Source organism: Trueperaceae bacterium (genome assembly GCA_023954415.1).
In the GTDB taxonomy this organism is placed as follows: Bacteria; Deinococcota; Deinococci; order Deinococcales; family Trueperaceae; genus JAAYYF01.
Genome location: JAMLIB010000005.1, coordinates 1 through 26,231, shown reverse-complemented (window position 1 = coordinate 26,231; position 26,231 = coordinate 1). Strand labels below are relative to the sequence as shown.

Sequence of the window (26,231 nt, the reverse complement as noted above, 5' to 3'; positions counted from 1 at the left end):
CGAGCCCGCCACCGACACCGACTGCCTAGAACATCCCCGGGTGGAAGATGGCCGCGAGCCGACGTACCGCCTCCCCGAGCCGCGGTCCCGAGCGGCTCAGGACGTCCGCCGTCTCCTGGTCGATCTCGACGACCCGGCCGGAGACCACGGCCGTGAGGCCGCCCCAGCCCGGACGCGCCGCCACGTCGGCGGCCGTGACGCCGAAGGGGGCGTCGGTCAGGAGGATGAAAGCCGGGTCCTGCAGCACTACGTACTCGGGGTCCACCTGCGGGAACGGCCCCATGGCCGCCGTGACGACGTTCACGCCGCCGGCGGCGGCGACGAGCTCGTCCAGGTACGAGCCGGGGCCGACGGAGTACGGCGTAGGGTCGAGCTCCACGAACACGGTGGGACCGTTAACGCCCGCCAGGACGCTGGCCACGCCGGCGAGCTCGCCCTGCAGGCGGCCGACTAGGACGGCTGCTTCGGTCTCGCGATCCAACAACGTGCCGAGGGTGGTCAGGAAGTCGTAGGTCTCGGCGATGGTCTGCGGCGAGCCGGCGTAGACGGCGATGCCGAGCGCCTCCAAGGGCGCCTGCAGGCCGCTGTACTCGTCCACCAGGACGAAGTCCGGCTCCAAGGCGACGATGGCCTCGAGGTCAGGGCCGAAGGCGTCGCCCAGCGTAGGCAACCCGGTCACGGACGCGGGGTAGTTGCTGTAGGTGTCGACCCCGACGAGCGCAGCGCAAGCGCCAACGGCGCAGACGCTCTCCGTGTGGCTGGGGAGCATGCTGACGACGCGCTCCGGCACCGCCGTCAGGGTGACGTCCCGCCCGAGGTCGTCCACCACGGTGACGGGGTAGTTCGTAGCAAGCGCGCCTGGCGCCAAGAGGAGGAGCGCGAGGGTCAGTGCCGCGAGGCGTCGGAGCATGGTGTCGCTTCCTTCCGCCCTGCGGTTCAGAGGTGTCGTCATGACAAGAGGGACAGCCGCGCCGACCGTGCTCGGAGGCGCACCGACCTCCCTCGTCCGCGCAAGGGGTCAAGTAGAGGTCGACCGGCCGGTGTTCGGACTTGGGCGCTCTAGCGCGCCCTTACCGTTGCGGGACAGTGCCGGACTCTCACCGGACTTCCCCGAGCGGCGACCAAGGGAACTCTACGGCGCGCCACAGGGCCTGTCAAACGGCGGATGGTAGGCTCCCGTCCGTGACGCGCACCATGACGGTGGACCAGCTGGAGCCCCCTCCCCCGCCGTCGCTGCGTGACCTCCGCCCGCCGCCGCGCTTCGCGGGGGTGGCCTTCGAGACCTACGCGCCGCAGGACCCGACGCAGTTCGCCGCGCGCGACCGGCTGCAGGAGTTCGTGCTCGGCCGCGCTTGGCGCCACGAGGAGGCGGCACGCCGAACGACCGACCCTCCTGCCAGGCAGGCGCATGCGCTGCGCTGGCCATGGCGGCGTAAAGCGCCGCAGCCCGGGGCCGGCCTCTACCTCGACGGCGGGTTCGGGGTCGGCAAGACGCACCTCCTCGCCGCCGCGTACGCCACCGCGGACACGCCCGCGAAGCGCTACCTGAGCTTCCAGGAGCTCGTCTACCTGATCGGCGTGATGGGGATGGCGCGGGCGCAGACGGAGTTCGCGACGAGCGACCTCCTGTGCGTCGACGAGTTCGAGCTGGACGACCCCGGCAACACGTTGATCGTCAAGACCTTCCTAGCCGCATGCTTCGCCGCCGGCACCGCCGTCGTGACGACCTCGAACACCCCGCCGGCGGCGCAGGGGCAGGGGCGCTTCAACGCCTCGGACTTCAAGCGCGAGATCCAGTCGTTGGCGGCCTCGTTCGAGGTGGTGCCGGTGGACGGGGCCGACTTCCGCCAGCGGCTCAAGCAGGGCAGCTGGCTGAGCGAGGCGGAGCTAGGCGCCAGGCAGGGGCGCGAAGAGTCGCCGGCGCCCCGGCTGGTCGTGGCGTGGGACGAGCTCCTCGAGCTGCTGAGAAGCATGCACCCGACGCGGTTCGGTGGCGTGCTCGCCCAGGTCGGCAGCGTCTACCTGCACGGCGTGCGTCCGCTCGCCTCGCAGAACGACGCGCTGCGCTTCGTTCACTTCGTCGACAAGCTCTACGATCGCCAGGTCGTGCTCCGCGCCAGCGGCGAAGGGCCGCTCGTGGACGTCTTCGACGCCGGCTACCGCGAAGGCGCCTACGCCAAGAAGCACCATCGGTGCGCTTCGCGCCTGGCCGAGCTCCTCGGCGAGGAAGTGGGCGAGCGGAGACCCTCAGTCACGCTCTGAGCGTCAACGGCGCGGCAACGCTGCCAACCACGCGGCGAGCTCGCCGGCCAGGGCCGCGCTCGCGCCGGGGCCGCCCATGCGTTCCGAGCCCGCGGCGGCGGCGCGAGCGCGCGCCCCGCCATCGCGCGCCAGCCGCGCCACATGAGCCGCTAATGCCGCCGCGTCCGGCTCGCCGACCGTGAGACCCTCGCCGAGCAGGCGCGCCTGGTTGGCGATGAAGGCGCTCGACAGGTGCGGCGGAACGGGGAACGCCACGGTGGGGATCCCGAGGCCGACGGCCTGCTCGTTGCCCGTGCCCGCCGTCCCGAGCACGACGTCCGCACTGGCGAGCACGGCGGCGAAGCGCTCGACGACCCACCACAGCCGGTTGGGCCCGCGGCGCCACGCCACCGCCACCCCCGGCACGGGTGCCAGGTCGCTCTCCCACCCGATGGGCGGGGCCGGAACCTGGCCGTGCGTCCACGCGACGAGGCCCAGGGCACCAGGCAGACGCTCGAGGGCGGAGATCATCAGCGCTACGCTGCTTCCCGCCCAACTCCGCGTGCCGGGCAGCAGCCCGACGGTCGGGCGACCGCGCAGGCCCGGGGGTACGAGCGGGGCCGCCGCGAGGCCGTCCATCATCGGGTTGCCGACGTAGCTGGCGCCGGCGACACCGCGCGCCGCCAGATGGGCGGCCGTGGCCGCGTCGCGCGCGTAGACCCGGTCCGCGCCGCGCATGAGCGCCAGCTCCGGCCCCCTGAAAGTCTCCATGAAGTAGCGGCCCGTCAGCCGGGTGCGGCCGGGCTGCGGCCGCGGAGCGGCATGGACGGACACGAGCGTCTGCAGCACCCGTCGCGGCGCGCGCACGAGGGCGGCGAGGAGTTGAGCGTAGAAGTCGCCTACCGCGAAGACGGCGTCGGGCCGCGCCCTCACCAGCCAGGCCACCTGACGGGCGGTGAGCGAGACGATCCCGGCGCGCAGGTCGGCCAACAGGTGGTCCCAGGCATGGAACGTCAGCCCGCCGGATGGCAGCTCTCGGCGCGGGCCGGCGAGTCGGGCGCCGGAGCGCGCGACGGCTCCGCCCTCTCCGACCACCGGCAACGCCTCGACCGTCACCCACGGCGCGCGGCGCAGCAGTTCGCCGACCACGCGGGCGGCGACGGCGTCCTCGCCGTGACCGTTGGCGACGACGAGGAGCGTGCGAGGGGTGCCGGTCACCCGTCTTCGGGGAGGGGCCGCAGCGGGCCCTCGCCCCAGCCGAGCTTGTGCCTCAGCACCTCGAACGCGCTGCGTCTGCCGGTCGAGACCAGGAGCAGGCCCCGGTCCGCCGCCGTGATCTGGATGCTGTCGCCGATCTCGAGGTCGACCCGTTCCTGCCCGTCGATCACCATCGCTATCTCGTCGGGGCGCGTGAGGACCTCGAGGCCGATCACCGAGCTGCCCGGCAGGACGATGGGGCGGTTCGTGAGGCTGTGCGGAGCGATCGGCGTGACCACGAGCGCCCTCAAGCCCTGGTCGAGGATCGGTCCGCCGAGAGACAGGGAGTAGGCGGTGGAGCCGACGGGCGTGGAGACCACGATGCCGTCCACTCGGTACTCCGTGGCGTAGGCGCCGTCGACACGCATGCGCACGCGTACCAGGCGCGTCATGACGCCCTGGGAGAGGAGGACGTCGTTGAACGCGTACCGCTTCTCCTCGCGCCCGGCTATGCCGACCTGCATGAGCATCTTCTCGCGCACGGGCCAGTCGGGAGCGGCCTTGCCGGAGGCGTAGGCGAGCGCCTCCTCCGCCCCGAACTCCGCCAAGAAGCCGAGCTTGCCGAGGTTGACCCCCATGAGCGGCACCTCGGAGCCGGCGAGGCGCCTGGCGGCCGCGAGCAGGGTGCCGTCGCCGCCGACGGAGACGGCGAGATCGGCGTGCCGCGCATAGGCTCGGAGCTCCGCGCTGCCGTCCAGGTCGAGGACCACGTTCGCGCCGGCACGCTCGAAGAGCTCGCCGAGCCGACGGGCGAGCGGGTGCGCTTCCGGCTTGTAGCGGCTGCTCGCCACGATGACGAGGCGCAGCGCCGCGGCCGGAAGGGCGAAGCCGCGGGTCAACCCGCCACCGCCGCGTCGGCAAGGGCCAGCAGCGCGTCATGCCGGACGCGTTCGACGACCTCGGCGAGGGTCATGCCCCCCGTGTCGATGAGCGTGGCATCGTGCGCCGGGGCGGATTGCAACGCGTCGCGCGCGTCGCGGCGCGCCAGCTCGGCCGCGATGGCGTCCACGTCGCTGCCACGCTCGCTGGCCCTGCGTCCGGCGCGGATCCGGGGGTCGGCGGTGAGGTAGAACTTCGCCGCCGCGTCCGGGAACACGACCGTGCCCATGTCGCGGCCGTCTATCACGAACGAGCCGCCCAGCTCGCGCAGGCGCGCGTTGACCCAGTCGCGCACGCCCTCGTGCTTGGCCACGGTGGAGACGCGGGTGTCGACGGCGTCCGTATGCAGCTCGGCCGTCACGTCCTTGCCGCCCACGCTGACGCGGTTGCCGAGCGCGTCGGGGCGCAACACGACGTCGCGGCGCGCGAGGAGGCCGAGCAGGGCGCGCTCGTCGGCCTCGTCGACGCCGGCGCTCATCGCCACCAGCGTGGCCGCCCGGTAGAGCAGTCCGCTCGAGACGTACGCGAAGCCCAGCTGCCGCGCCAGGGCCTGCGCCACGCTCGACTTGCCCGAAGCGGCCGGCCCGTCGAGCGTGATCACGGTCCTGGCGCCCGGCGCGGCCGCGCCGCCGTCAGGAGCCCCGGGGTCGGCGGCGTTCAAGCCAACCGCCCGGCCAGCAGCCCCAGGAAGTCCTCGAAGAAGCGGGGGTAGGTCTTCACGACGCAGCTCGGGTCCTTGATGATCACGTTGGGCAGCCGCGCGCCGGCCACCGCGAGCGCCATGGCCATGCGGTGGTCGCCGTACGTGTCGAGCGCCACGGGTGCGCTCGGGGCCGCCTCGAGCGGGTGGACCGTGAGCTCGTCCTCCCCTTCCTCGACGTGAGCGCCCAGCTTCGTGAGCTCCGCGCGCATGGCGCTCAGGCGGTCGGTCTCCTTGATGCGCAGGTTGCCGACGTTGCTTACGCGAACCGGAGCGTCGGCGAAGAGCGCCACGACGGCGAGCGTCTGCGCCTGGTCCGGCATGTCGTTGAGGTCGAACTCCCGGCCGCCGCGCAGCCGGCCGCCGCGCGGGCCCTCGACGGTGACGTGGTGCTCGCCGCGGCAGACCTGGCAGCCCAGCGCCTCGAACACGTCGAGCAGCCGCGCGTCGCCCTGGCGTGTAGCCTTGCCGAGGTTGTTCACGCGCACCCGCCCGCCCGTGATGGCAGCGGCGGCCCAGAAGTAGCCGGCGGCCATGGCGTCGCCCTCCACGACGTAGTCGAGACCGCGGTAGCGACCCGGCGGGACGGAGAAGGCGCGGTAGCCGTCGCGCTCGACCGTGACGCCGAACGTGCGCATGACGTCGAGCGTCATGTCGACGAACGGTTTGGAGAGGAGTTCGCCGTCCACCTCGACGACCACGGGGCCGCGAGCGTACGGCGCCGCCATGAGCAGCCCGGAGAGGAACTGCGAGCTGCGGTCGCCCCTCACCCTGACGACACCGCCGCTCAACCCGTTCGCGACGATCTCGACGGGCGGGCAGCCGTTGCCGCGCAGGCTACGAGCCTCGGCGCCCAGGGCCCGCACGGCGTCGAGCGTCTCCTGGATCGGCCTCTCGCGCATGCGCTCGTTGCCATCGAGCGTGAACCTGCCCTTGCCGAGCGCCACCGCGGCGCTCAGGAAGCGGATGCTCGTGCCGGAGAGGCGCAGGTCGAGCTCAGCGACCCTGGCCGGGAAAGGGCCGCCGGAGCCGCGCACCGTCACGTCGCCACCGAGCGACTCGACGGCGACGCCCAGCGAGCTCAAGGAGCGCACCAGGACCTCGGAGTCCTCGGCCACGAGCGCCCCGCGCAGGGTCGTGACACCGTCGGCCAGGGCCGCGATCACGAGCGCGCGGTTCGTGATGCTCTTCGAGCCGGGGACGTGCAGGCCGCCGCGCGCGGGGCCCTGGGGTCCAACTTCCACTGTCGGGGGGAGGCGTACCATCAGCGTCGTCAAGGATACACCGGGTGGTGAGGCGGCTCGGGAGCGAGGTAGGCTGCTCGGCGTGAGCATCCCGGCGCCGCTGCAAGCCATCATCGACGAGTTCAGGTCGCTGCCCGCCTCTCAACGTTTGCCGCTACTACTCGAGTACGCCAACAAGCTTCCCGCGCCCCCCGCGGGCATGCAGGCCGACCTCGAGCGCGTCCACGAGTGCCAGACCCCCCTGTTCCTCAAGGCCGAGGTCGACGCGGGCGGTGAGGTGAAGCTGTACTTCGACGCCCCGCGCGAGTCCCCGACCACGCGAGGCTTCGCATCCGTGGTCAGCGCGGGCCTGCACGGCGCCACCATGGCCGAGGTGCTGGCCGTGCCGGAGGACTTCTACCAGGACATGGGCTTGACCGAGCTCATCTCGCCCCTACGCCTGCGCGGCATGGGCGCGATCGTCGGACGGGTGAAGCGCCAGCTCACCAAGGTCGGTTAGCTGCCCGCACCAGTTGGCATGGGGGCGCTACGCACGTGCTATCATCACAAGGTTGACATAGCCGGGCGCTAGCCCGTGGAGGAAGCTCAAGATGAAGAAGAACATCCACCCCAAGATGGTGCCATGCAAGGTCATATGCGACGGCCAGGTCGTCATGGAGACGTACAGCACCAAGCCGGAACTGCACGTCGACGTCTGGTCGGGCAACCACCCGTTCTTCACGGGTGAGCAGCGCTTCATCGACACGGAGGGCCGCGTCGAGAAGTTCCAGAAGCGCTTCGGCGACTCTTACAGGCAGGCGCTCAAGAAATAGCGTCTTGTTTTTGGGAAGCTATGAGCTTCCCAAAAACAAGCCGTTGCGGTTCCAGGGCTTCGCCCTGGAACCGCGCTTATTTGGTACCTCGGGTCAGGTCGGCTTAGGCAGCCGACCTGACCCGGAGTCGCATCGGGCGAGGGCCGCCATGCGTAGGCCCCCGAAACCTAGGCGCGCCTCACGCCGGTATGGCCGCGGCCACCGTCGTGCCGCTGCCGGTCGACGACGTCACCTCGAGCCTGCCCCCGCGCGCCTCGACCCGCTCCCGCATCTGCTTGAGCCCGAGACCGCCGGCGCTCGTCACCCTGTCGCCAACCGCGATGGGGTCGAAGCCGTGACCGTCGTCCCTCACGGCCATGAACGCCATGCCGTCCTCGCTGGTGCCGAGCTCGACGCTCACTTGGGTGGCGCGCGCGTGCTTCGCCACGTTGTGCATGGCCTCCTGGAAGATCCTGAACAGCACCGCCTCTTGCTTCACGGTCAAGGTCGGCAACTCCCCCACGTCCAGCTCGACGCGTATGTCGTTCTGCTGGCCGAAGTCGACGGCGTAACGCTTGACCGTCTCGACGAAGCCGTAGCGCTCCAGGTCCACCGGCCGCAGCGCGAAGATGGAGCGCCTCAACTCCTTGATCGTCTCGCGCACTGTCTCGCGTGCCTGCTCGAGGGCGGTGCTCGCCTTCGCCTGGTCCTTCGCCATGAGCTTGCCGGCCAGGTCGAGCTTCAGGAGCGTGAACGCCAGCAGCTGCGCCACCCCGTCGTGGATCTCGCGCGCGATGCGCGCGCGCTCCTCGGCGATGGCGAGTTCCTCGGACTGGATGTAGGCGGTGGCGTTCCCGACGGCCAGGCTCACCTGCGAGGCGAGGAGGCCGAGGAACGGGATGGCGTCGCGGTCGAAATGTTCCTCGTCCGGGTGTGAGAGGACGATGACGCCGAGGAGACGGTCGTCGGCGGTCAGCGGGAGCAGGACGGCGCTGCCCGCGGCCTGCAGGAGCGGACCCGCCGCCCCGCGGTCGGCGGCACTCATGCGCTCCAACACGGTGGGCTCGCGCTCCACGGCCACCCGGCCGACGATCCCCTCGCCGAGCTTCCAGGAGACCGGGGCGGTCGGGCGGGCGATACCGGCGCTGAAGCGCAGCTGGAGGCGCGACTCCTCGTCCAGGAGGAACACGCCGCCCGCCCCGGCGGCCACTCGCGACATCATCTCGCCCAGAACGGTGCCGAGGAGCCGTTCAAGGTTCCCTTCCGCCCTGACGCTCCGGTCGACCTCCATGAGCGTCAGGATGTCGCGCATGCGCAGCCGCGTGGCCTCGGCCGCCGCGGCGAACTGCGCGGCCAGGATGTCGAACGCCTCGCGGCTGCGGGCGTCCGGCTCCTCGGCGTAGTAAGCGTGCAGCGACCCTTCCGAGCGGTCACCCCACGAGAGGGGCCGGCTGAGGACCACGAGCGGCCGTTCGATCACGCCCAGGACCCTGCTCACTTGGGTCGGACCTTCCTGCCCGGCCTCGGCCGAGCGCAGCTGCCTGTCGCGCCGGAGCGCGTCGGCCTCCAGCTCGGGCGTGAGCCCGACCCCGTGCGAAGCGCCCAGCTCGGACGGCCCCACCACGAGGCAGACGGCGAGAGCGCCGGTGACCTTCGCGACGCCGCGCGCCGCCGTCGCGACGGTCGCCTCGATGTCCGGAGCGGCCGCGTACCGCATGGTCACGTCCTGGATGGCGCCGAGGAGCTCGTGGCTCGACCTGAGCTCCTGGTAGAGCCGCGCCAGGTCGGCCTGCCCCTGCTCGTGCAGCCTGACCTCGCCGGCGATCCAGTTGAGCGTGGCGTACGTAGCGAGCGGACCGATGATCCCGTAGAAGAGCATGGGTGCCCAGAACTCGAAGGCCGGGCCGCCGATGGGCACCACGAAGAGCTGGTAGACGATGACCACCCCGACGATGGCCAGGGGCAGCCAGAGGCGAGCGCTGCGCACCTGCTGGGAGAGTGCTCCGCCCGGCACGCGTCCGAACAGGCGCTTCAGGAGCGCGGTCACCCGGGCTCCCCGCAACTCGAGGAGCGCTTGCCGGCTCCCGCCGGTGGCGCGGGGTGGTGTTGCTGCATGAGCCGATTGTAGTCGGGCGGGAGCAGCGGACGGGCACGTCACTGCCGGAGCGGTAGCGGTGATGCCCAAGGACCGCGGCGCGGCCTCGTCCCGGGCTCTCCACCGGTCCTGGTCGTCGGGGCGGCGCCCACGGACCTCAGGCCGACCCCGGGCCCACGGTCGTCGCCGAGACCGGTCGCGAAGGTACACTCCGGCATGAGCGATGAGCTTCCCGCGGCCGAGAGCGCCGCTGCAGGAGATCGGGCCGAAGGGGCGCCCCCATACGACCTCGCGGAGTTGGCCGGCGATCAACCCGTCGCCGTAGTGGAGCGCGGCGGGGTGCGTTACACGCTCCTCGGCACCGCGCACGTCTCGAAGTCGAGCGCCGCCACCGTCACTCGCCTGGTCGAGAGCGGACGCTTCGACGCCGTGGCGATCGAGCTGGACGCGGGCCGTTACCGCTCGCTTTCCGACCCGGACGCCTACTCGAAGATGGACCTCTTCAAGGTCCTGCGCGAGGGCAAGGCCGGCATGCTGGCCGTCAACCTGGCCCTGTCTGCCTTCCAGCAGCGCATGGCCGAGCAGTTCGGCGTGGAGCCGGGTGCCGAGATGAAGGCAGCCATGCAGGCCGCGAAGGCCGCCAACCTCCCCCTGCTCCTCATCGATCGCGACATCGGCGTGACGCTGAGGCGCGTCTACGCGAACGTCCCATGGTGGCAGCGCCTGACCCTCTTCGGCGGCCTGCTCGCCTCCGCCTTCAGCAACGAGAAGATCACCGAGGAGGAGGTCGAGGCCCTCAAGGAAGGCGACCTGCTCGAGTCGACCTTCAACGAGTTCGCCAGCAAGAGCGAGCGCATCTACGTACCCTTGATCAAGGAGCGCGACGACTACATGGTCGCGCGGCTCGTCCAGCAGGCGGCCGGTCACCGCGAGGTCTTGGCCGTGATGGGCGCCGGTCACCTCAAGGGGGTGGCGGCCGGGCTCGCGGCCGAGGGCCAGGACGTCCGCACGACCACGAGCAAGCTGGAGCAGGTGCCTCCGCCGAGCAAGGTCGTCAAGGCCCTCCCCTGGGCCATCGTCGCGCTCATCGTCCTGGGCTTCGTCATCGGCTTCCTGCGCAGCCCGGACATCGGCCTACGGCTCCTGACCGACTGGACGTTGATCCACATGGTCCTCAGCGCCGTCGGCGCCCTCGCGGCCCTCGCCCACCCCCTCACCGTGATCGTGGCGGCCGTCGCGTCGCCGTTCACGGCCCTCAACCCGTTGATCGGCGTCGGCTTCGTGGCCGCGGGCACGGAGCTGTCGCTGAGGCGCCCGAGCGTCGGCGACTTCCAGGCGCTGCGGCACGACGTGACCACGTGGCGCGGCTGGTGGCGCAACCGCGCCGCCCGGGTCCTGCTCGTGTTCATCCTGACGACCGTCGGGTCGGCCAGCGGCACCTACATCGCGGGCTTCCGGATCTTCGGCCGCCTCTTCGGCGGCGGCTGAGGCCCAAGCAACGGGCTCCCAGCCGGACCTCGTCCCGCCAGGAGCCCTGTCGGCCTGCAAGCTTTCAGGCGGTCACGGGTCCGTCAAGGGCCCTTCCGGCGCGCCGTCCAACGCCCACTGGGCGTAGCCGTCCACGAACGTGAAGCGGTAGTCGGTCAGGTCGGAAGCGAGCAAGTACGCGAGGTAATCTCTCACGTCATCCGCGGAGCTCTCCGAGAAGAGCGCTCCGCCTGAGAGCCCGGCGAACCGCCCGCCCTCGATCGCCGGCAGTGCCTGCTCGGCGGCCGCGGCACCGGCTCGCAGCTCGCCCACGAGGACGTCTACCAGCCTGTCGGGCGTGGCGAGGTCCTTCGCGCTGTAGAGGGGCAGGGAGGTCTCGAGCGCCGTCATGACGACGCCCCTCCCAAGTAGGCGCCTCAGGTCGACCGGACTGCCGGTCACCTCGACGCTCGACCTAGCGGACACGCTCTCCCCGTCCATGCCTTCCACCGTGACGACGAGCTCGTACGTGCCGGCGGCGAGGTCGAGCGGGAGTTCGAGGCCTACGGTGTCGATCACGTACCCCACCGCGCCGGCCGGGACGTGGCTGTCGGCCGTGGCTTCCAGGTCGGAGCCCTCTGCCACGGTGAGCGCGAGCTTGACGTGCAGGGTCGCAGGCAGCTCGTCGCCGGGCGTGCTCACCTCGAAGGACGGGTAGAGCGTGTCGCCGGGGCCGAAGGGCGCCGCTTCGGGCCCCCTCACGCCGAGGTGGACCACTACGTCGCCGAACAGCTCCAGCGGCGGCGGCGGCGCGTCGAGCACCACGAGCCGCTGCGTTGCCGTGGCCACGAACTCCGGATAGAGGCCGGCGGCGCCGGCACGCCTCACGAACGTGCGCAGCGCCGTGCGGGCTTCGGCCCTGCGGCCGTCGGCGTCGTAGAGGTAGCCGAGCGAGTAGTACACGGAGGTCGCGTCAGGGTAGAGGCTCCTAGCGCTCTCCAGGTCCTTGATGGCCTCGTCGTCCACGCTGGGATCGAGCCGCATGGCCCGGTCGTACGCGTCGACGGCTTCGGCTAGGCGACCCGTCACCGAGCGCACTAGGCCGACGTTGTAGTTGGCGATGAACTGGTTGGCGTCGAGCTCGACGGCGTGGAGCGACGCGGCTTCGCTCCGCTCCAGGAAGCCGAGCAGGTAGTACGACCAGCCGAGGTTGGTCCAGTACAGGTCCGATTCCGGGTCGAGCTGAACGGCGACGGCAAGGGCGCCGGCGGCAGCGGCGGCGTCCTCCTCGTCGAACGCGATGTAGGACAGGCGCTCGAAGGTGTAGGTGAGGAACGGCGCGGCGCGGCCGAGGGCGTGGAGGGCGGCCTTCTCCGCCTGGGTGTCCTCGGCCATCTGAGCGACGACGCTCGCGCCGAGCAGCGCCGCGCTGCCGCTGTCGGCTTCGCCCGCGACGACGCGCTCGAGCCCGGCGCGATAAGCCTCGACGTCGCCCGTCGACGACGCCAACGAGGCGGCCAGCGTCGCCGCGTAGGGGTAGCCGCCCGCCTCGGCCAGCGCCAAAGGCTCATGCGCGCCGTCGAGGTCGCCTGCGCTGACCGCCATGATCGCGGCCCAAGCGTAGGCCAGGGGAAGGTCGGTTGCCGAGGCCACACGTGCGAAGGCGGCGGCCGTCGCGACATCGTCGAACGTCGGCAGACCGAGCTCGAGGACGGCCCGGCGCAGGAGGCGACCCGGGTCGGCATCGGCGGCGCCCGCGACCGGCGCGCCCGCCACTACAGCGTCGAGGTCGTCCTTGAGGCGCGCGGCGCGCGGCGACAGGTCGGCGGCCGGAACACCGGTCAACACCGTGGCGGCGTCCGTCACCAGCCCGCCGGCCGCGTAGACCACGGCCGTCAGGTAGGTGGCGTAGGCGCCCTCCAGGGGAACGTTGCCCACGGCGGTCGGTACGGCCGAGGGGGCGTCGGCCGGCGTACCACCCGCCAACGCCCTCGCCACGACCCGCGCGGCCTGCGCCACCAGCCGGTCACGCCGACCGTGCGGGGCACTCAACGTGGCGCTGATCGCGCCGCCCTCGCCGGCCACCTGGAGCTCGAGACGGTAATCGTCCTCCATGACGAGGACACGGCCCGTGACGGCCACGTCGACCCCGAGGCCCGTGCGCAGGAGGTCGGCTCCTGCCGGCCCGAACATGACGTCGCCCCCGACGACCCGCGACAGCCCCACGAACCCGCCATCGGCCACGAGCGGCGGGATGGCGCCGCCGGCTACCTCGGGGCCTAGCACGAGCAGGCTCGGCCCGACGTCCGCAGCGAGCTCCGAGGCGCCCGGAGCGTCGAAGGCGGCAGCCAGCTCGTCCGCTACCGCGAAGCCGAGCAAGGTGTCGTCGCTGTCGAAGGGGTGGATGGCGAGAGTGGCGGCGAAGGCGGCGGAAAGGGGTGCGAAGGCCGCCGCCGCGGCGGCCAGGATCAGCAGGAGACGTCGGGCTGGACGAGGCATCTGTGTTCCTCCAGAGGCTCCAGGCTAGCACGGCGTTGATGAGAGCCCGGTTCGGTCGCGAGCACCTCCTTCAGTCGAGCAGGCCCTCGAACTCCTCCAGGAGGTCCGCGGCCGCTGCCGTCGTACGGGCCACCACCAGGATGGCGTTCTGGCCGGCCAGCGTCCCGACGATCTCCTCGCGCTCGAGCTTGTCGAGGACGTAGGCGACACCGGACGCGTGCCCCTCGTCCGTGCTCACGACGAGCACGTTCTCGCCGCGGTCGAGGTTGCGCACGAAGCGCTTGAAGCAGTCGCGCAGCTCGCGCTCGACGTCGTCTTGCATCACGAGCGGAGTGGCGCTGTAGCGATGCCTGCCCCGGCCGGACGGCACGCGCACGAGCCGCAGCTCCGTGACATCCCTGCTGATGGTCGCCTGCGTGACCTGGATGCCGCTCTGGGCCAGACGCTCCGCTATCTCCGCTTGAGTCGAGATGAACTCTTCCTGGACGAGCTCGGCTATCAGTCGCTGGCGCTGCTCCTTGCTAGGCATGAATATTCATCCTAGCATCCGGTTTACGCACGCGCGCCGCCCCGACCCACCAGACTGAAAAGCCGCCGCGGGTTCGGACCGGCGGCGGCGTCAGCTAGTTGGTCGAGGGTTCAGTCGTCGTCGTCATCGTCGAACGGCGTGCCGACGTAGGCGTTGGTCGGCTCACGCTTGGGCACCTCGACGAGGCGCTTCAGGTCGTCCTGCACGGGCAGGTCGTCGCCCCAGACGACGCCGGCCCCCGTCTCGAGCTCTTTCATGGCGACGGTGACGCTGTTCTCGAGGCTGTCGAGCGTGCCGGGCGCGAGCATGGTTGGGATGCCCATCTTCAACTGGGCGGCCCGTCGCGCCACGATCATGGAGAGCCTGTAACGCGAGTCCGTCAGGGAGATCAGCTTGTCGTAACCTTCTTGAGCCATCTGGTGCCTCCGTGGCGCAACGCCTGGACGACACCCGGAAGGACCGGTCCAAGCCCGCCGCTGCGACGCTTAAAGTCTGGTCGCGCTCAGTGAGCGCCCTGGGCGCCCGTTCGACCGACGAGCATACCCCAAGCGTAGGCCCGCCGCCACGTATCGTGGTCGAAGCCACGGCGACCCGCACTCAAGAGCGAAGGTAGCTCTCCAGCTCGGCGTCGGTCACGAGCCCCGCCCGCGCCCGCTCGGCCCTGATGATCGACTCGAACTCCTGGACCGCACGTTCGAGATCGTCGTTGACGATGAGGTAGTCGAACTCCCGCATGGCGCGTATCTCTTCCTTGGCGCGCGCCAGGCGTTTCTGGATCTTGTCCTCGCTGTCGGTGCCGCGCCCCCGCAGCCGACGCTCCAACTCCCGCAACGACGGTGGGGCGATGAAGAGCATGACCGCCTCGGGCATGCGCCGCTTCACCTGCCGCGCGCCAACCAGCTCCAGCTCCAGGAGCACGTCCTGGCCCCGCTCCAGCGCCTCGGCCACCGGCGCCTTGGGCGTCCCGTAATGGTCGCCGACGTAGTCCGCGTACTCGAGTAGGGCGTCGGAGCGGATCATCTCCTCGAACTCCGGCTTGGAGACGAAGTAGTACTGGACGCCGTGCTCCTCGCCCGGGCGCCGGGCTCGCGTCGTGGCGGAGATCGAGTAGGCGATGTCGGAAAGGAACGGCGCGGCGGCGCGCCTGATGGTGTCCTTCCCGACGCCGGACGCGCCGGTCATCACGAACAGGACGCCCCTACGCCTGTCGCGGCCGCTCGACGCCTCGGACGTCCCGTCAGCACCTTCGTTCACCCTCGGTCCACAGCCTCCTGAACGTTCCGAGCCCCGAGCCGGGGCCCGCGACCTCGCGCGCCAGCGGGCGCCAGCGAAGACGGGCGCGACTGTACCATGCGCGCCGGAGCAGGCTCCGGGGCGCCACCTGGCCGCTCGTGGGTTACGATTGAGTCCCGGGAAGGTGGATCATGGACCGGAAGTACGTGTTCGTCACTGGGGGTGTGGTCTCCAGTCTCGGGAAGGGCATAACGACCTCAAGCATCGGGGCGCTCCTGCGCGCCCGCGGTTACCGCGTCACTGCGGTCAAGATCGACCCCTACGTCAACGTCGACGCCGGCACCATGCGGCCCTACGAGCATGGCGAGGTCTTCGTCACGGACGACGGGGCCGAGACCGACCTCGACATAGGCACGTACGAACGCTTCCTCGACGTCGACCTCGGGCGCGGCAACAACGTGACGACCGGCCAGGTATACCTGCGTGTCATCGAGCAGGAGCGGCGGGGGGCCTACCTGTCCCAGACGGTGCAGGTGATCCCGCACGTCACGGACGAGATCAAACGGCGGATCTTCGAGGCAGGCGACGCCGTCGACGCAGAGATCGTGCTCGTCGAGGTCGGCGGCACGGTCGGCGACATCGAGTCGCTGCCCTTCCTAGAAGCCATACGCCAGATCCGCTTCGAGCAGGGGCGCGAGAACACCCTCTACATCCACGTCACGCTCGTCCCCTACCTCGGGATGAGCGAGGAGCACAAGACGAAGCCTACGCAGCACTCCGTCGCCACCTTGCGTGGCGTCGGCATCCAGCCGGACGCCCTGGTGCTGCGGTCGCAGCTCGCGGTGCCGGAAGGCGGGCGGCGCAAGATCGCCCTCTTCTCCAACGTCGAGGCCGACGCGGTCTTCAACGCCTACGACGCGGACCACGTCTACGCCGTTCCGGAGATGCTGGAGCAGCAGGGGGTCGGCAGGTTCGTGGAGCGCATGCTCGGCCTCGAGCGCGTCACGCCGGAGCTCCGCGCATGGCAGGAGGCCGTCAGGATCCTGCGTCAACCCGAGAAGCGCGTGTCCATCGCCATCGTCGGCAAGTACGTCGCGATGCCGGACGCCTACCTGAGCCTCATGGAGGCCCTCAAGCACGCCGGGATCGCCAACCGCGCCGGGGTCGACATCCACTGGGTGAACGCGGAGGACCTGGTCGGAGCCGGCGGCAACGACCTGCTCGGGATGGACGACCTCGCCGGGTTCGACGGGGTCTTGGTCCCCGGCGGCTTCGGGGTGCGCGGCATCGAGGGCAAGGTGCGCGCAGCGCAGGTGGCCAGGACGCGCGGCATCCCGTACCTGGGCATCTGCCTCGGCATGCAGGTCGCGGTCATCGAGTTCGCCCGCAACGTCGCCGGTCTCGCGGGGGCCAACTCCACGGAGTTCGACCAGTACACGCCGCTGCCCGTCGTCGACCTCATGCCGGAGCAGCTCGAGGTCGAAGGGCTCGGCGGCACGATGCGCTTGGGGAGCTGGCCCATGGAGGTCGTGCCCGGCACGCTCCTGGAGCGCCTCTACGCCGACTTCAACTGGGCGACGCTGCCGGTCGTCGAGGAGCGGCACCGTCACCGGTGGGAGGTCAACCCGGCCTTCGTCGAGCGGCTGACGGACGCAGGTCTCATAGTCGCCGGCGTCACCCCGGGCATGGCGGGGCGCGGGCGCGGCCTGGTGGAGGCCATCGAGCTTCCTGGGCATCCGTTCTTCGTAGGCCTGCAGTCGCACCCCGAGTTCAAGTCCCGCCTCCTGCGGCCCAGCCCGCCCTTCGCGGGGTTCATCCGGGCGGCCGTCGAGCGGGCCGCGCTGCGCGCCGCCGAAGGCGCCGGAGGCGCGCACCGCGCGACCCCGAGCGCCGAGACCGAACGCGTCGGGGGCGCGGGGGGATGAGCGAGCGACCGTTGGTGGTCGGGCTTGCCGGCGGCACCGGCTCCGGCAAGACGACCGTCGCGCGCTCGCTGCTGGCCGCCGCCGGTGAAGGCAACGCCATCCTCCTGCCGCACGACGCCTACTACTGCTCACAGGGCGACCTACCGTTCGAGGCGCGCGTCCTGACGAACTACGACGAGCCGAACGCGTTCGACACGGAGCTGCTCGTGCGCCACATCGACCAGCTCGTGAACGGCGAGTCGATCGAGCGGCCCGTCTACGACTTCACCCATCACGACCGCTCGACCACCACGATCCACCTGGAGCCGGCCCCCATCGTGATAGTCGAGGGCATCCTCGTGCTCCACGACGCGCACCTGCGCGAACGCATGCGCCTGAAGGTCTTCGTCGACGCCCCGCCCGACGAGCGCTTCATCCGCCGGCTAGAGCGCGACGTGGCCGAACGCGGGCGCACCGCCCAGTCGGTCATCGCCCAGTACCGCAGGACGGTGAAGCCGATGCACGACCTGTTCGTCGAACCGACCAAGCAGTACGCCGACCTGATCCTCCCTGAAGGGGGCTCCAACCGCGTGGCGCTCGAGGTCCTCGTCAACCACGTCGGCGCCTTCCTGCGCCGGCACGCCAAGGCCGAGGCGTGAACCCCCGTCGCGTAGGCCCCTCCGCCTCGGGTGCGTCGCGGAGGATCGCCATCGGCCCCCTCGACGCCGCCTTATGGCTCGTCGTCCTCCTGACCCTCATCCCGGCGGCCGTGCTCGCCGCGCGCCGCATCGGCGTCGAGGGGAGCCGGGAGCAGGTCGCCCTGGTGATGGACGAGCAGGCGCTCGCGCGGCAGGGCAACCTCGTCGGCCTCACGAGCCTGGAGCTCGGACGGCGCTACCAGCAGCTCGGGCTGACGGGCGTAGCCCTCTACGAGGACACCATCGAGACCCTCGTCGCCAAGGGTTACGCCGCCACGCTCCTCGGTTCCGAGCTCAAGGCGCAGCTCGTCGCGGACGGCCAACCGGCCCCCGCAGTCCCGTCCGACGCCACGCTCGTCACCGCCCTCATGCCAGGCGCGCTCGATCGCCTCGTCGCCAAGAACGTGCCGGCCGCCAGGAGCTTCGAGCTGGACGGCCGCACCTGGTACCTGTGGCCTGGGGACGTCAAGACGTTCTTGCCAGCGGGGCCGGATAAGGCGCAGCTCGCCCTGTGGAAGGGCGCCGGCTTCGACGTCGCGTACCGCCCCCGCAACGCCACCTACGCGCTCACCGAGGTCGGAGACGACTTCCCGGCCGAAGCGAGCTACCTGATCCACGCCGGCACCCAGCTCACCGGCTGGCCGTCCGGGCTCGAGGGGCTGGTGAGCGCCTCCCAGCCGTACCTGACCGCGGTCATCGAGGGCACCCCGCAGAACGGCATGGCGGACGTGTCCGGCAAGATCCCGACCGTGAGGCTGTTGAGCTTCAACCAGGACTACGTCGACCGGCGCCTCAAGCCCGCCGACCTCGTCGACAAGTACCTGCTCGCGGTCGAGGAGCGCAACGTGCGGCTCCTGTACCTGCGGCCGTACACCACCGTCGAACTCGGCGACCCGATCGGCAACACCGAGGCGCTCGTCTCCTCACTCAGTAGAACGTTGCGGGCTCAGGGCTACGACGTCGGGCCGCTGACGACCCTCGGCAAGGATTTCCGGACGACCACGTGGCTGCGCGCACTGGCAGCGCTCGGCGTGCTGGCCGGCGCCCTGCTGTTGGCGCGCCGGTTGCCCGCCCCGTGGGGCGCCGCCGCGTTCGCCGCGCTGCTCCTCCTATGCGGCTGGGCTGGGGGCGCGTCCTGGGACGCCGTCGCCCTCCTGGCCGCGTTGGTCTTCCCCACCCTCGGGTTCTTGAGCTTCAAGGAGCGCTGGCCCACCATCCTCGGCGCGACGCTCGTGAGCCTGGCGGGCGCACTGCTCCTCACGGCGGTGGGCAGCGAACGCGAGACCCTACTCGCCATCCGGCCGTTCTCCGGCGTCGGGCTCACGCTCGTCGTCCCGCCCGCACTGTTCCTCGTGGCCTACATGCTGCGCTTCCATCGGCCCGCCGAGTGGGTCAAGCGGCTCGTGCGCATGAACATCACGGTCGCGCACGTAGCCGTCGGCCTGGTGGCGGTCGCAGCCGTAGCCATCGTGGTGCTCAGGCGGGGCAACGACCCCGTCATCGGCGTCAGCCAGTTCGAGTTGGCCCTCAGGTCGTTCCTCGGCGAGTTCGTGGCAAGGCCGCGCTTCAAGGAGCTGATCGGGCACCCGGCCGCCCTCGTGGCGTTGGCGCTCCCCGGCTGGCCGGCGTGGCTGCGCGGTCCGCTCCTGACCGCCGGCGTAGTGGCCCAGGCGAGCATCCTGAACTCCTTCAGCCACTACCACACCCCCCTGCTCATCTCGCTGGAGCGCACCGGCGTCGCCCTCCTCGTCGGGCTCGCCATCGGCGCCGTGCTCGTGCCGGTTGCCGCGCTGTTCACCAGGCTCGGTAGGCGCTGGCTGGCGTCGACGGACGACCGTTGAGGCGCGGGTGGCCCCCGCGCCTCTGGATCCCGTGAGCCCGGGGTAGCCCGTGCGCGTGCTCGTAAGCGGTTACTACGGGGCGGGCAACCTCGGCGACGAGGCGCTCCTGGCCGGCCTCGTCACGGGCTTGACGGCTCGCGGCATCGAGCCGGTCGTCCTGTCTGTCGATCCACGCTCGACCAGGAAGCTTCACGGCGTCGCGGCGGTCGACCGTTACTCCGGCCTCGTGCCGGCTCTCGTCAAGGCCGACGCGCTCGTCTCCGGCGGGGGCGGGCTGCTGCAGGACGTGACGAGCGGCCGCAGCCTCTCCTACTACCTCGCCACCTTGCGCCTGGCCAAGGCCATGCGCAAGCGGGTCGTCGTGTACGGCCAGTCGCTTGGGCCGTTCACCCCGAGCGGGCTCGCTCGCACGCGGCGAGCGCTGGCAGGCGTGCCGCTCGCCCTCAGGGACCAACAGTCCGTCGGGCTCGCGGCGAGCATGGGCTACGGCTCCGTGCTGGTGGCGGACCCGGCGCTGGTCATGCCGTTGCCGCCAGGCGTGACGCCGGCCGACCTGCCGGCCGACCGTCGGGACGGGCCCGTCGTCCTGGCCCCGCGCGGCGGCCAGGACGCCCTGAACGGCGCGCTCGCAGCGCTCGCCGGCGCCTTGCAGGCCGAAGGGGTGCCGCTCGCGGCCGTCGCGTTCCAGCCGCGCCAGGACGAGCAGGCCGTCGCCGAGCTCATCCGGGCGGCGCCCAGCGTCGTCGCGCGCCAGGCCACCACCCCCGCCGAGACGCTCGCGGCCATGGCGGGCGCGCGGTACGTCGTGTCCGTGCGGCTGCACGGTTGCATCCTCGCGGCGCGGCTCGGGATCGGCTTCGCCGGGCTGTCTTACGACCCGAAGGTGAAGGGGTTCCTCTCGCAGGCGGCCGCCCCGGCGTTCACCGCGCCCGTCGACGGCCGTGCCCTCCTGAGCCTCGTCAGGACCGCTCCGCCCGCCGCCGCGCACGCCGTCGACCACCTGACCCGCCTGGCCGACGAGGGGCTGGACTGGTTGGCGGCGACCCTGGGAAGCGCGGCGTGAGGTCCGGTCCGGCCTCGGTGCCGGCGCGGCCCAAGGGGTCCTCGTGGGCTGAACGCGTCGCCCCTTCTCATCCCGCCTTGGGGTACCCTTGCGCCGTGCCGTTCAGGACGTCACCCAGCTGGGCGCGAGCGCGGCCGTCCACCCGCGCCGTGGCGCTGGCGCTGGCCGTCTGCGTGTTCCTGCTCGGCGGCGCTGCCTACGCGCAAGCCGACTTCGCCCAGATGCGCGACCTGCTGGCCCAGGGCTACTACAACTCGGCCGCGCGCCTGAACGGACCGGAACTGGTCACCCATCACCCGGAGAGCGGCGAGGCGCACTTCCTGTACGCCAAGGCCCTCTACCTGACGGGCAACCTGGAGCGCTCCCAGGTCGAGTTGGACCGCGCCATCGAGCTGTCCGGCGACTCCGACCCCGCCATCGTCAACCTGCAAGGCCTGCTACGCGCGGCCGCCGGTGACCCGGTTGGAGCCCTGCGTGCACTCCAGAACGCGTTCCTGCGTAGCCGCGACTACGAGTTCGCGATGGACTGGGGGCGGGTGGCATGGCAGGCCGCACGGTTCGACGACGCGGTGGCGGCGTTCGACGCCGCCGCCGCCACGGCTCGCGGAGGGAGCGAGTTGTGGCCCTATATCGACAAGGGCCGGCTGTTCATGTTCGTCGGTCGCCTCCCTGACGCTATCTCCGCCTTCAATGCCGCCATCGACGTGTTCGAGGCAACGGACAACGGCGAGGCGCGGCCCGGCAGTCCAGCCTACGTGGAGGCCTACTACCGTATGGGTGAAGCGTACGAGCAGTTGGGCGACCTTGAGCGCGCCGAGGTCAACTACCGCGCCGCGCGCACCGCCGATCCGAACTACGCTCCCGCCATCCAGGCCCTCGACCGGCTCTCGCGCTCGTTCGAGTGAGTACGGCCGGGCCGGCACGCCGATCTGGCCCGGAGCCGGCGCGCGTGCGGCCTCGCGCCCGCTCGGGGCTCGCGAATCAGTTGACGAGCTTAGTGCGCTTGGCCTGGTAGTCGAGTAGCACGTAACGGCCGATGGTGCTCGGGGTGGTGAAGTAGGCCTTGCCCCTCGTCATGGCGCTGACACGCTGGACGAACGCCACGAGCTCCGGGTCGCGCGCCAGCATGAAGGTGTTGACCTGGATGCCGTGCCGCCGACAGGCGCCGACCTCCCTGAGGGTCTCACCGAGCACGAGCGGGTCCAGGCCATAGGCGTTGCGGTAGATGCGGCCGTCCGGCAGCGTGATGGCCGACGGCTTGCCGTCCGTGATCATCACGATCTGCTTCATCTCCTTGTTCTGGCGCAGGAGCAGGCGTTGGGCGAGGCGGAGCCCTTGCGCCGTGTTCGTGTGATACGGCCCGACCTGCGCCATGGCCAGGCGCTCGAGCGAGATCTCCTCCGCCCCGTTGTGGAACAGGACGAACTGCACGGTGTCACCGCGATACTGCGTGCGGATCAGGTGGGCGAGGGCCAGCGCGACCTGCTTCGCCGGGCTGAACCGGTCCTCGCCGTAGAGGATCATCGAGTGGCTGCAGTCGAGCATCACCACCGTGGCGGCCGACGAGTAGTACTCCGACTCCTGAACTCGGAGGTCCTCTTCCTGCAAATCGATGCGACCGTCATCGAGCCCGTGCCTAGCGGCTCGGGCCAGGGTGGCCGGCACGTCGAGGTTGAGCGCGTCGCCGAACTCGTACTCCTTCGTTGCCCCCACGGTCTCCACACCGGTGGTCGTGAAGTGAGTGTCGTGCGAGCCGATGCTCGACCGGCCGGCGCCGCCGAGCACGTCCCGGAGCGTGCGGTAGCCGAGGAAGTCGATCGCCTTGTCGGTCAGCTCGAAGGTGGCCCTGCCCGGGTCCGTGGCCGGCCCGCCAGCGGACCCCGGCGCAGCCCCCTCGGCGTCCCGAGCGCCGTCCTCGCCGGGGTTCGCCCGCAAGTACCCTTCCTGCTCCAGCCGCCGGGCGAGTTCGCGGGCGGCGGTTCCGAGCTCGGTGTCCAGCCAGTCCTCGGCCTCGAGCGCATCCTTGAGGACCTCCTCGCTGACCAGGTCGTTGTCGACCAAGGCCTGGGCGATGGCCTCGTAGAGGTCCTGCATGGTCGGCCGGTGATCCGGGTCCGGGTCGTACGGGTTGCGCTCGAAGCCGGACTGGAGGAGCCGGTCTTGCAGCATGCGCATGAGGTCGGCCATGTCGAGGTCGTCGAGCGTGCCCTCGTACTTCGAGTAGCGGATCACTGCCATACCGGACCTCCGTGCGCGCCGGCGCTGCGCGCTGGGCGGGCGCCTCCCGGGGCTGCGGTCAGTTCCACCGGGGCCGCGAGCCGGGCTGGGCTGCCTCCCCGGCCGTGTAGCCGAGCTCCTCGCTCCGCCCGATCTGGCGCCGCGCGTATAGGCCCTCGAGGATGAACTCGGCGCTCACGAGCGGGAGCTCGTCCGAGACCGCTGTCTCCACCCCGCCGGCGTCGCGGCTCGTGGCCGCCGCCAGCTCCGCCGCGACCGTCAGCAGGTCGGGGACCTCGGCGAGGGGTGCCCGCCAGTCGCTGCTCGGCAGGTCGCCTGGGAGCCGCAGGCTGTTGCCGGCGTCGAAGTACTCGACGATGGTCGCCGTATCGAGCTCTGACCCGCGCCGCCCGAACACTTGACCGATGGCCCGTCTGACGATCTCCCTCGCGACGCTCTCCGCCCCCTTCAACTCGCCTTCGTACTCCAGCTCGATCTTGCCCGTGACGGCAGGCAGGGCCGCGTACAGGTCGGAGATGCGGGCGACGCCTTGACCGCCGTGCGCGAGCGCCCTGCGCTCGGCGTTGCTCACCACGTTCTCGAGGAGGCTGATCGGCAGGCGCTGCGACACGCCCGAATGCTTGTCGACGCGGGCGTCCGAGCGGGCCTGGAAGGCGACCTCCTCGACTGCCTCCGCCACGAACGCCGGAACGAAGACGCCCTCCGCGCGGTCCGTCCAGGCCTCCTGGCGCGTGATGGCCATGCCCTCCTCGACTCGCTGCGGGTAGTGCGTGCGCACCTCGCTGCCGATGCGGTCCTTGAGGGGCGTGATGATCTTGCCCCGCGCCGTGTAGTCCTCCGGGTTGGCGCTGAACACCAACAGCACGTCGAGCGGGAGGCGCATAGGGTAACCCTTGATCTGGACGTCGCCCTCCTGCATGACGTTGAAGAGCGCCACCTGCACCTTGCCCGCCAGGTCCGGCAGTTCGTTGATGGCGAAGATGCCCCGGTTGGCGCGCGGCAGGAGCCCGAAGTGCACCGCACGCTCGTCCCCCAGCCTCGTGCCCAGCCTGGCGGCCTTGATGGGGTCGATGTCGCCGACGATGTCGGCCACCGTGGTATCCGGCGTGGCGAGCTTCTCGACGTAGCGCTGCTCGCGGGGCAACCACCCTATCGGCGCCTCCTCGCCAAGCTCGGCCACCAGCCCACGACCCTCCGCCGTCAGGGGCGCGAAGGGGTCATCGTGCAGCTCCGTGCCCTCCAGGTACGGCACCTCCTCGTCGAGGAGCGTGACGAGTTGGCGCAGTATGCGGGTCTTAGCCTGCCCCCTCAGCCCGAGAAGGATGAAGTTGTGACGGCTGAGCAGCGCGTTGACCACGGCCGGCACGACCGTCTCCCCGTAGCCGACTACCCCGTGGAACAGGGGATCTCGGCGCTGCAAGGCCACTACGAGGTTGGAGCGGATCTCGTCCCGAACGCTCCGGCCCGCCGAGGCCTCCCAGCGGGTCCCGCGCAGCTCGCCGAGGGTCTTGGGGCGCTCCTTATGCGTGCTGGACGCGCTTCTTGCTGCCCGAGAAATCGTCATGGCCAATGCTAGCACCGGCACGTGAGCCCGGCTGTTGGCGGCGCTGAGTTCGCCTACCCGCTCTAGGCATGGGCCCGGCGAGTCCGCGACTCGCGGGCGCGAGTGGGCCGCGACCCCTCGCCGGCGCCGCCCAGAACGGCTCCGACGGCGAGACCCAAAAGGATTGACCCTGCGTGGGGGGCGCAGGGTCAAAGAGAGGAGATGGTGGAGGGCACGAAGCCCTCTCCCTGGTTCCCGGGGGGAAGGAACCGAACGGATTCTACACCATCCCGCTTTCGTATGTCATCCGTTTCACACGTGTTGCCGCCTGTTATCCTCCCTCATGAACAGCGTGAGAAGCGCGGAAGTGATCGCCGTCGGCACGGAGCTGCTCCTCGGCGAGGTCGTCGACACGAACAGCGCCCGCGTCGCCGCCGACCTGGCGGAAGTGGGCGTCGATGTCTACTGGTCGCAACGCGTCGGCGACAACCAGGCGCGGATCATGGCTGCGCTCGACGCCGCCCTGGAACGCAGCGACCTCGTGGTGTTGACCGGCGGACTCGGCCCCACCGACGACGATCTCACCCGGGAGGCCATCGCCGCGGTAGTCGGCGAGCCCCAGACCATCGATCCGGAGATCGAGGCGTGGCTGCGGCGACGCTTCGCCGCCAACGACCGGCCCATGCCCGAGTCCAACCTCAGGCAGGCGCACGTCATCGCCTCGTCGGAGGTCCTTCCCAACCCGGTAGGGACGGCGCCCGGTTGGTTGGTGCGCCTCACCAGGGGCGGCAGGGAGCGTTACATCGTCACACTGCCCGGTCCGCCCCGCGAGCTGGAGCGCATGTGGCTCCAGGAAGCCCTCCCCCGCCTGCCGCTGCCAGGCAGCAAGCTGTTCGTGCGCACGTTCAAGACGATCGGCATCGGCGAGTCGCTCGTGGCGGAGACGCTCGGGGAGCTCACCGACCAGGCGAACCCCAGCGTCGCGACCTACGCGAAGGCCGACGGCGTTCACGTGCGCGTGGCCGCCAAGGCCGACGACCTCGACGGGGCGGCCGCGCTCGCGCGACCCACGGTCGAGAGGGTCGCCGCCAGGCTCGGCGACAGCGTCTGGGGCACCGACTCCGACGACCTGCCGCGCCTCGTCGTCTCTGCCCTACGTGAACGCGGGCAGCGGCTCGCCATCGCGGAGGGGAGCACCGGCGGCGTCTTGACCGGCTACTTGGTCGGAGCGGACGACGGTGTCGACCAGCTCGGCCGTCCCAAGACCTTGAACGGCAGGCCGGCCTCTCCGGAACAGGCGGCTCCGCGGTTCGGGGCAGTCAGTGGCAGCGTGATAACATGCGACTCGGAAACCATGAGAGCGCTCGGCGTACCCCTCGGACTACTGCAGAAGCTGCCTTACGGGGCGGTCGAGGTAGTGGCCGCACTGGCCGCCGCAGTCAGGGCGTTCTTCAAGGCGGACCTTGGCGTCGCCAACCTCGGACCTTGCGTCCCCGTGCTGGCCGCCTCGAACGACGCGTCAATCGCTGAACCCGGCGTTGGGAAGCTTACGCGCATGCAGGCCGAGGAGGCGCCCCGATCGGGGCCGCCAGGCGTCCTGCCGGCGGTGCCCGGCGCCAAACCGGTAGGAGACGACCGAACGATCACACGTGTGGTCATCGCGATAGCCACTGCGAGCGGAACCTCCGTCAAGACCCTGGACCTGCCACCGCTTGGTGGGCCATGGCAACGAGAACGGTCCGCTTTCACTAGCCTTCACCTCCTCCGGTCGGCGCTGCGCTGACGTAGTCGTCGTCGGACCGGGATGTCGGTCCGACGACGATGAAGCCGGCTGAAGCGCCATAAGGGAAGGCCCGCCACGGGTCCTCCCGTATCTGAACGGAGGCTGCGGGCTTATGGAAGACCAGCGCAAGAAGGCTCTTGATTCTGCGTTGTTGCAGATTGAGCGGCAGTTTGGGCGTGGGGCGGTTATGCGGTTGGGGGGGGTGCCGGTTGGTGTGGGGGGGGGT

General features: G+C 70.9%; 22 protein-coding genes and 1 riboswitch. Of the genes, 10 read left to right on the top strand and 12 right to left on the bottom strand.

The window, feature by feature from the left end:
* Positions 1-25 precede the first annotated feature (25 nt).
* Positions 26-910 carry a helical backbone metal receptor gene (locus tag M9914_07230; GenBank protein MCO5173974.1) on the bottom strand — a complete coding sequence of 295 codons (885 nt, stop codon included), beginning with the start codon at positions 908-910 and terminating at the stop codon, positions 26-28.
* Between the two features lie 107 nt (positions 911-1,017).
* Positions 1,018-1,162, bottom strand: a riboswitch (cobalamin riboswitch).
* Positions 1,163-1,182: 20 nt separating this feature from the next.
* Here M9914_07230 and zapE point away from each other — a divergent pair.
* Positions 1,183-2,262, top strand: a complete 1,080-nt coding sequence (zapE, locus tag M9914_07225; protein ID MCO5173973.1) for a cell division protein ZapE — start codon at positions 1,183-1,185, stop codon at positions 2,260-2,262.
* 3 nt (positions 2,263-2,265) lie between these two features.
* On the opposite strand, the gene M9914_07220 is transcribed toward zapE, so the two are convergent.
* Genes M9914_07220 through aroA form a run of 4 tightly spaced genes read right to left on the bottom strand, consistent with a single transcriptional unit; the run spans position 2,266 to position 6,321 of the window.
* Complete coding sequence (locus M9914_07220; GenBank protein ID MCO5173972.1) at positions 2,266-3,459, bottom strand: lipid-A-disaccharide synthase-related protein; 1,194 nt, start codon at positions 3,457-3,459, stop codon at positions 2,266-2,268.
* Positions 3,456-4,337 carry an NAD(+)/NADH kinase gene (locus M9914_07215; GenBank protein MCO5173971.1) on the bottom strand — a complete coding sequence of 294 codons (882 nt, stop codon included), beginning with the start codon at positions 4,335-4,337 and terminating at the stop codon, positions 3,456-3,458. The genes M9914_07220 and M9914_07215 overlap by 4 nt, the downstream gene beginning before the upstream one ends.
* Complete coding sequence (gene cmk / locus M9914_07210) at positions 4,334-5,038, bottom strand: (d)CMP kinase (protein MCO5173970.1); 705 nt, start codon at positions 5,036-5,038, stop codon at positions 4,334-4,336. The genes M9914_07215 and cmk overlap by 4 nt, the downstream gene beginning before the upstream one ends.
* Positions 5,035-6,321, bottom strand: a complete 1,287-nt coding sequence (aroA, locus tag M9914_07205) for a 3-phosphoshikimate 1-carboxyvinyltransferase (GenBank protein MCO5173969.1) — start codon at positions 6,319-6,321, stop codon at positions 5,035-5,037. The genes cmk and aroA overlap by 4 nt, the downstream gene beginning before the upstream one ends.
* 82 nt (positions 6,322-6,403) lie before the next feature.
* Between aroA and M9914_07200 the strand changes: the two genes are divergently transcribed.
* Complete coding sequence (locus tag M9914_07200) at positions 6,404-6,820, top strand: SufE family protein (protein ID MCO5173968.1); 417 nt, start codon at positions 6,404-6,406, stop codon at positions 6,818-6,820.
* A 91-nt stretch (positions 6,821-6,911) separates the two neighbouring features.
* On the top strand, positions 6,912-7,133 hold the full coding sequence (rpmE, locus tag M9914_07195) for a 50S ribosomal protein L31 (protein MCO5173967.1): 222 nt from the start codon (positions 6,912-6,914) through the stop codon (positions 7,131-7,133).
* Positions 7,134-7,311: 178 nt separating this feature from the next.
* Here rpmE and M9914_07190 read toward each other — a convergent pair whose 3' ends face one another.
* Positions 7,312-9,159 (bottom strand): GAF domain-containing sensor histidine kinase, encoded by a 1,848-nt coding sequence (locus M9914_07190; protein ID MCO5173966.1) that lies wholly within the window; start codon positions 9,157-9,159, stop codon positions 7,312-7,314.
* Between the two features lie 264 nt (positions 9,160-9,423).
* Between M9914_07190 and M9914_07185 the strand changes: the two genes are divergently transcribed.
* A complete protein-coding gene (locus tag M9914_07185) occupies positions 9,424-10,695 on the top strand; it encodes a TraB/GumN family protein (protein MCO5173965.1) in 1,272 nt (423 codons plus the stop codon).
* A gap of 72 nt (positions 10,696-10,767) precedes the next feature.
* On the opposite strand, the gene M9914_07180 is transcribed toward M9914_07185, so the two are convergent.
* The 4 genes from M9914_07180 to gmk form a co-directional block, all read right to left on the bottom strand.
* Positions 10,768-13,173, bottom strand: a complete 2,406-nt coding sequence (locus tag M9914_07180) for a tetratricopeptide repeat protein (GenBank protein MCO5173964.1) — start codon at positions 13,171-13,173, stop codon at positions 10,768-10,770.
* A 70-nt stretch (positions 13,174-13,243) separates the two neighbouring features.
* Positions 13,244-13,702: an arginine repressor gene (gene argR / locus M9914_07175; protein MCO5173963.1), complete on the bottom strand. Its 459-nt coding sequence runs from the start codon at positions 13,700-13,702 to the stop codon at positions 13,244-13,246.
* 110 nt (positions 13,703-13,812) lie between these two features.
* The gene (locus tag M9914_07170; GenBank protein ID MCO5173962.1) at positions 13,813-14,118 is read right to left on the bottom strand and encodes a DNA-directed RNA polymerase subunit omega; all 306 of its coding nucleotides are present in this window, start codon (positions 14,116-14,118) and stop codon (positions 13,813-13,815) included.
* Between the two features lie 181 nt (positions 14,119-14,299).
* Positions 14,300-14,956, bottom strand: a complete 657-nt coding sequence (gmk, locus tag M9914_07165) for a guanylate kinase (protein ID MCO5173961.1) — start codon at positions 14,954-14,956, stop codon at positions 14,300-14,302.
* A 170-nt stretch (positions 14,957-15,126) separates the two neighbouring features.
* Here gmk and M9914_07160 point away from each other — a divergent pair, with 170 nt between their 5' ends.
* The 5 genes from M9914_07160 (at position 15,127) to M9914_07140 (ending at position 21,346) form a co-directional block, all read left to right on the top strand.
* A complete protein-coding gene (locus tag M9914_07160) occupies positions 15,127-16,860 on the top strand; it encodes a CTP synthase (GenBank protein ID MCO5173960.1) in 1,734 nt (577 codons plus the stop codon).
* On the top strand, positions 16,857-17,498 hold the full coding sequence (udk, locus tag M9914_07155) for a uridine kinase (protein ID MCO5173959.1): 642 nt from the start codon (positions 16,857-16,859) through the stop codon (positions 17,496-17,498). Before M9914_07160 ends, udk begins: the two co-directional genes overlap by 4 nt.
* Entirely contained in the window at positions 17,495-19,378 is a 1,884-nt protein-coding gene (locus tag M9914_07150; protein ID MCO5173958.1) for a DUF5693 family protein, read from the top strand. Before udk ends, M9914_07150 begins: the two co-directional genes overlap by 4 nt.
* A gap of 55 nt (positions 19,379-19,433) precedes the next feature.
* Entirely contained in the window at positions 19,434-20,441 is a 1,008-nt protein-coding gene (gene csaB, locus M9914_07145) for a polysaccharide pyruvyl transferase CsaB (protein MCO5173957.1), read from the top strand.
* A gap of 95 nt (positions 20,442-20,536) precedes the next feature.
* Entirely contained in the window at positions 20,537-21,346 is an 810-nt protein-coding gene (locus M9914_07140; protein ID MCO5173956.1) for a tetratricopeptide repeat protein, read from the top strand.
* A 76-nt stretch (positions 21,347-21,422) separates the two neighbouring features.
* Here M9914_07140 and M9914_07135 read toward each other — a convergent pair whose 3' ends face one another.
* Together M9914_07135 and M9914_07130 are read right to left on the bottom strand one after the other, a co-directional pair.
* Positions 21,423-22,679: a VWA domain-containing protein gene (locus tag M9914_07135; protein MCO5173955.1), complete on the bottom strand. Its 1,257-nt coding sequence runs from the start codon at positions 22,677-22,679 to the stop codon at positions 21,423-21,425.
* Between the two features lie 58 nt (positions 22,680-22,737).
* Positions 22,738-24,243: a sigma 54-interacting transcriptional regulator gene (locus tag M9914_07130; protein ID MCO5173954.1), complete on the bottom strand. Its 1,506-nt coding sequence runs from the start codon at positions 24,241-24,243 to the stop codon at positions 22,738-22,740.
* A 322-nt stretch (positions 24,244-24,565) separates the two neighbouring features.
* Between M9914_07130 and M9914_07125 the strand changes: the two genes are divergently transcribed.
* Complete coding sequence (locus M9914_07125) at positions 24,566-26,005, top strand: CinA family nicotinamide mononucleotide deamidase-related protein (protein ID MCO5173953.1); 1,440 nt, start codon at positions 24,566-24,568, stop codon at positions 26,003-26,005.
* Positions 26,006-26,231: the final 226 nt, after the last annotated feature.

Coding starts and splice junctions, on each gene's coding strand:
- M9914_07230 (MCO5173974.1), bottom strand. CDS start 910: ATGCTCCGACGCCTCGCGGCACTGACCCTCGCGCTCCTCCTCTTGGCG.
- M9914_07170 (MCO5173962.1), bottom strand. CDS start 14,118: ATGGCTCAAGAAGGTTACGACAAGCTGATCTCCCTGACGGACTCGCGT.
- argR (MCO5173963.1), bottom strand. CDS start 13,702: ATGCCTAGCAAGGAGCAGCGCCAGCGACTGATAGCCGAGCTCGTCCAG.
- M9914_07125 (MCO5173953.1), top strand. CDS start 24,566: ATGAACAGCGTGAGAAGCGCGGAAGTGATCGCCGTCGGCACGGAGCTG.
- udk (MCO5173959.1), top strand. CDS start 16,857: ATGAGCGAGCGACCGTTGGTGGTCGGGCTTGCCGGCGGCACCGGCTCC.
- M9914_07130 (MCO5173954.1), bottom strand. CDS start 24,243: ATGACGATTTCTCGGGCAGCAAGAAGCGCGTCCAGCACGCATAAGGAG.
- rpmE (MCO5173967.1), top strand. CDS start 6,912: ATGAAGAAGAACATCCACCCCAAGATGGTGCCATGCAAGGTCATATGC.
- M9914_07180 (MCO5173964.1), bottom strand. CDS start 13,173: ATGCCTCGTCCAGCCCGACGTCTCCTGCTGATCCTGGCCGCCGCGGCG.
- M9914_07185 (MCO5173965.1), top strand. CDS start 9,424: ATGAGCGATGAGCTTCCCGCGGCCGAGAGCGCCGCTGCAGGAGATCGG.
- M9914_07160 (MCO5173960.1), top strand. CDS start 15,127: ATGGACCGGAAGTACGTGTTCGTCACTGGGGGTGTGGTCTCCAGTCTC.
- M9914_07135 (MCO5173955.1), bottom strand. CDS start 22,679: ATGGCAGTGATCCGCTACTCGAAGTACGAGGGCACGCTCGACGACCTC.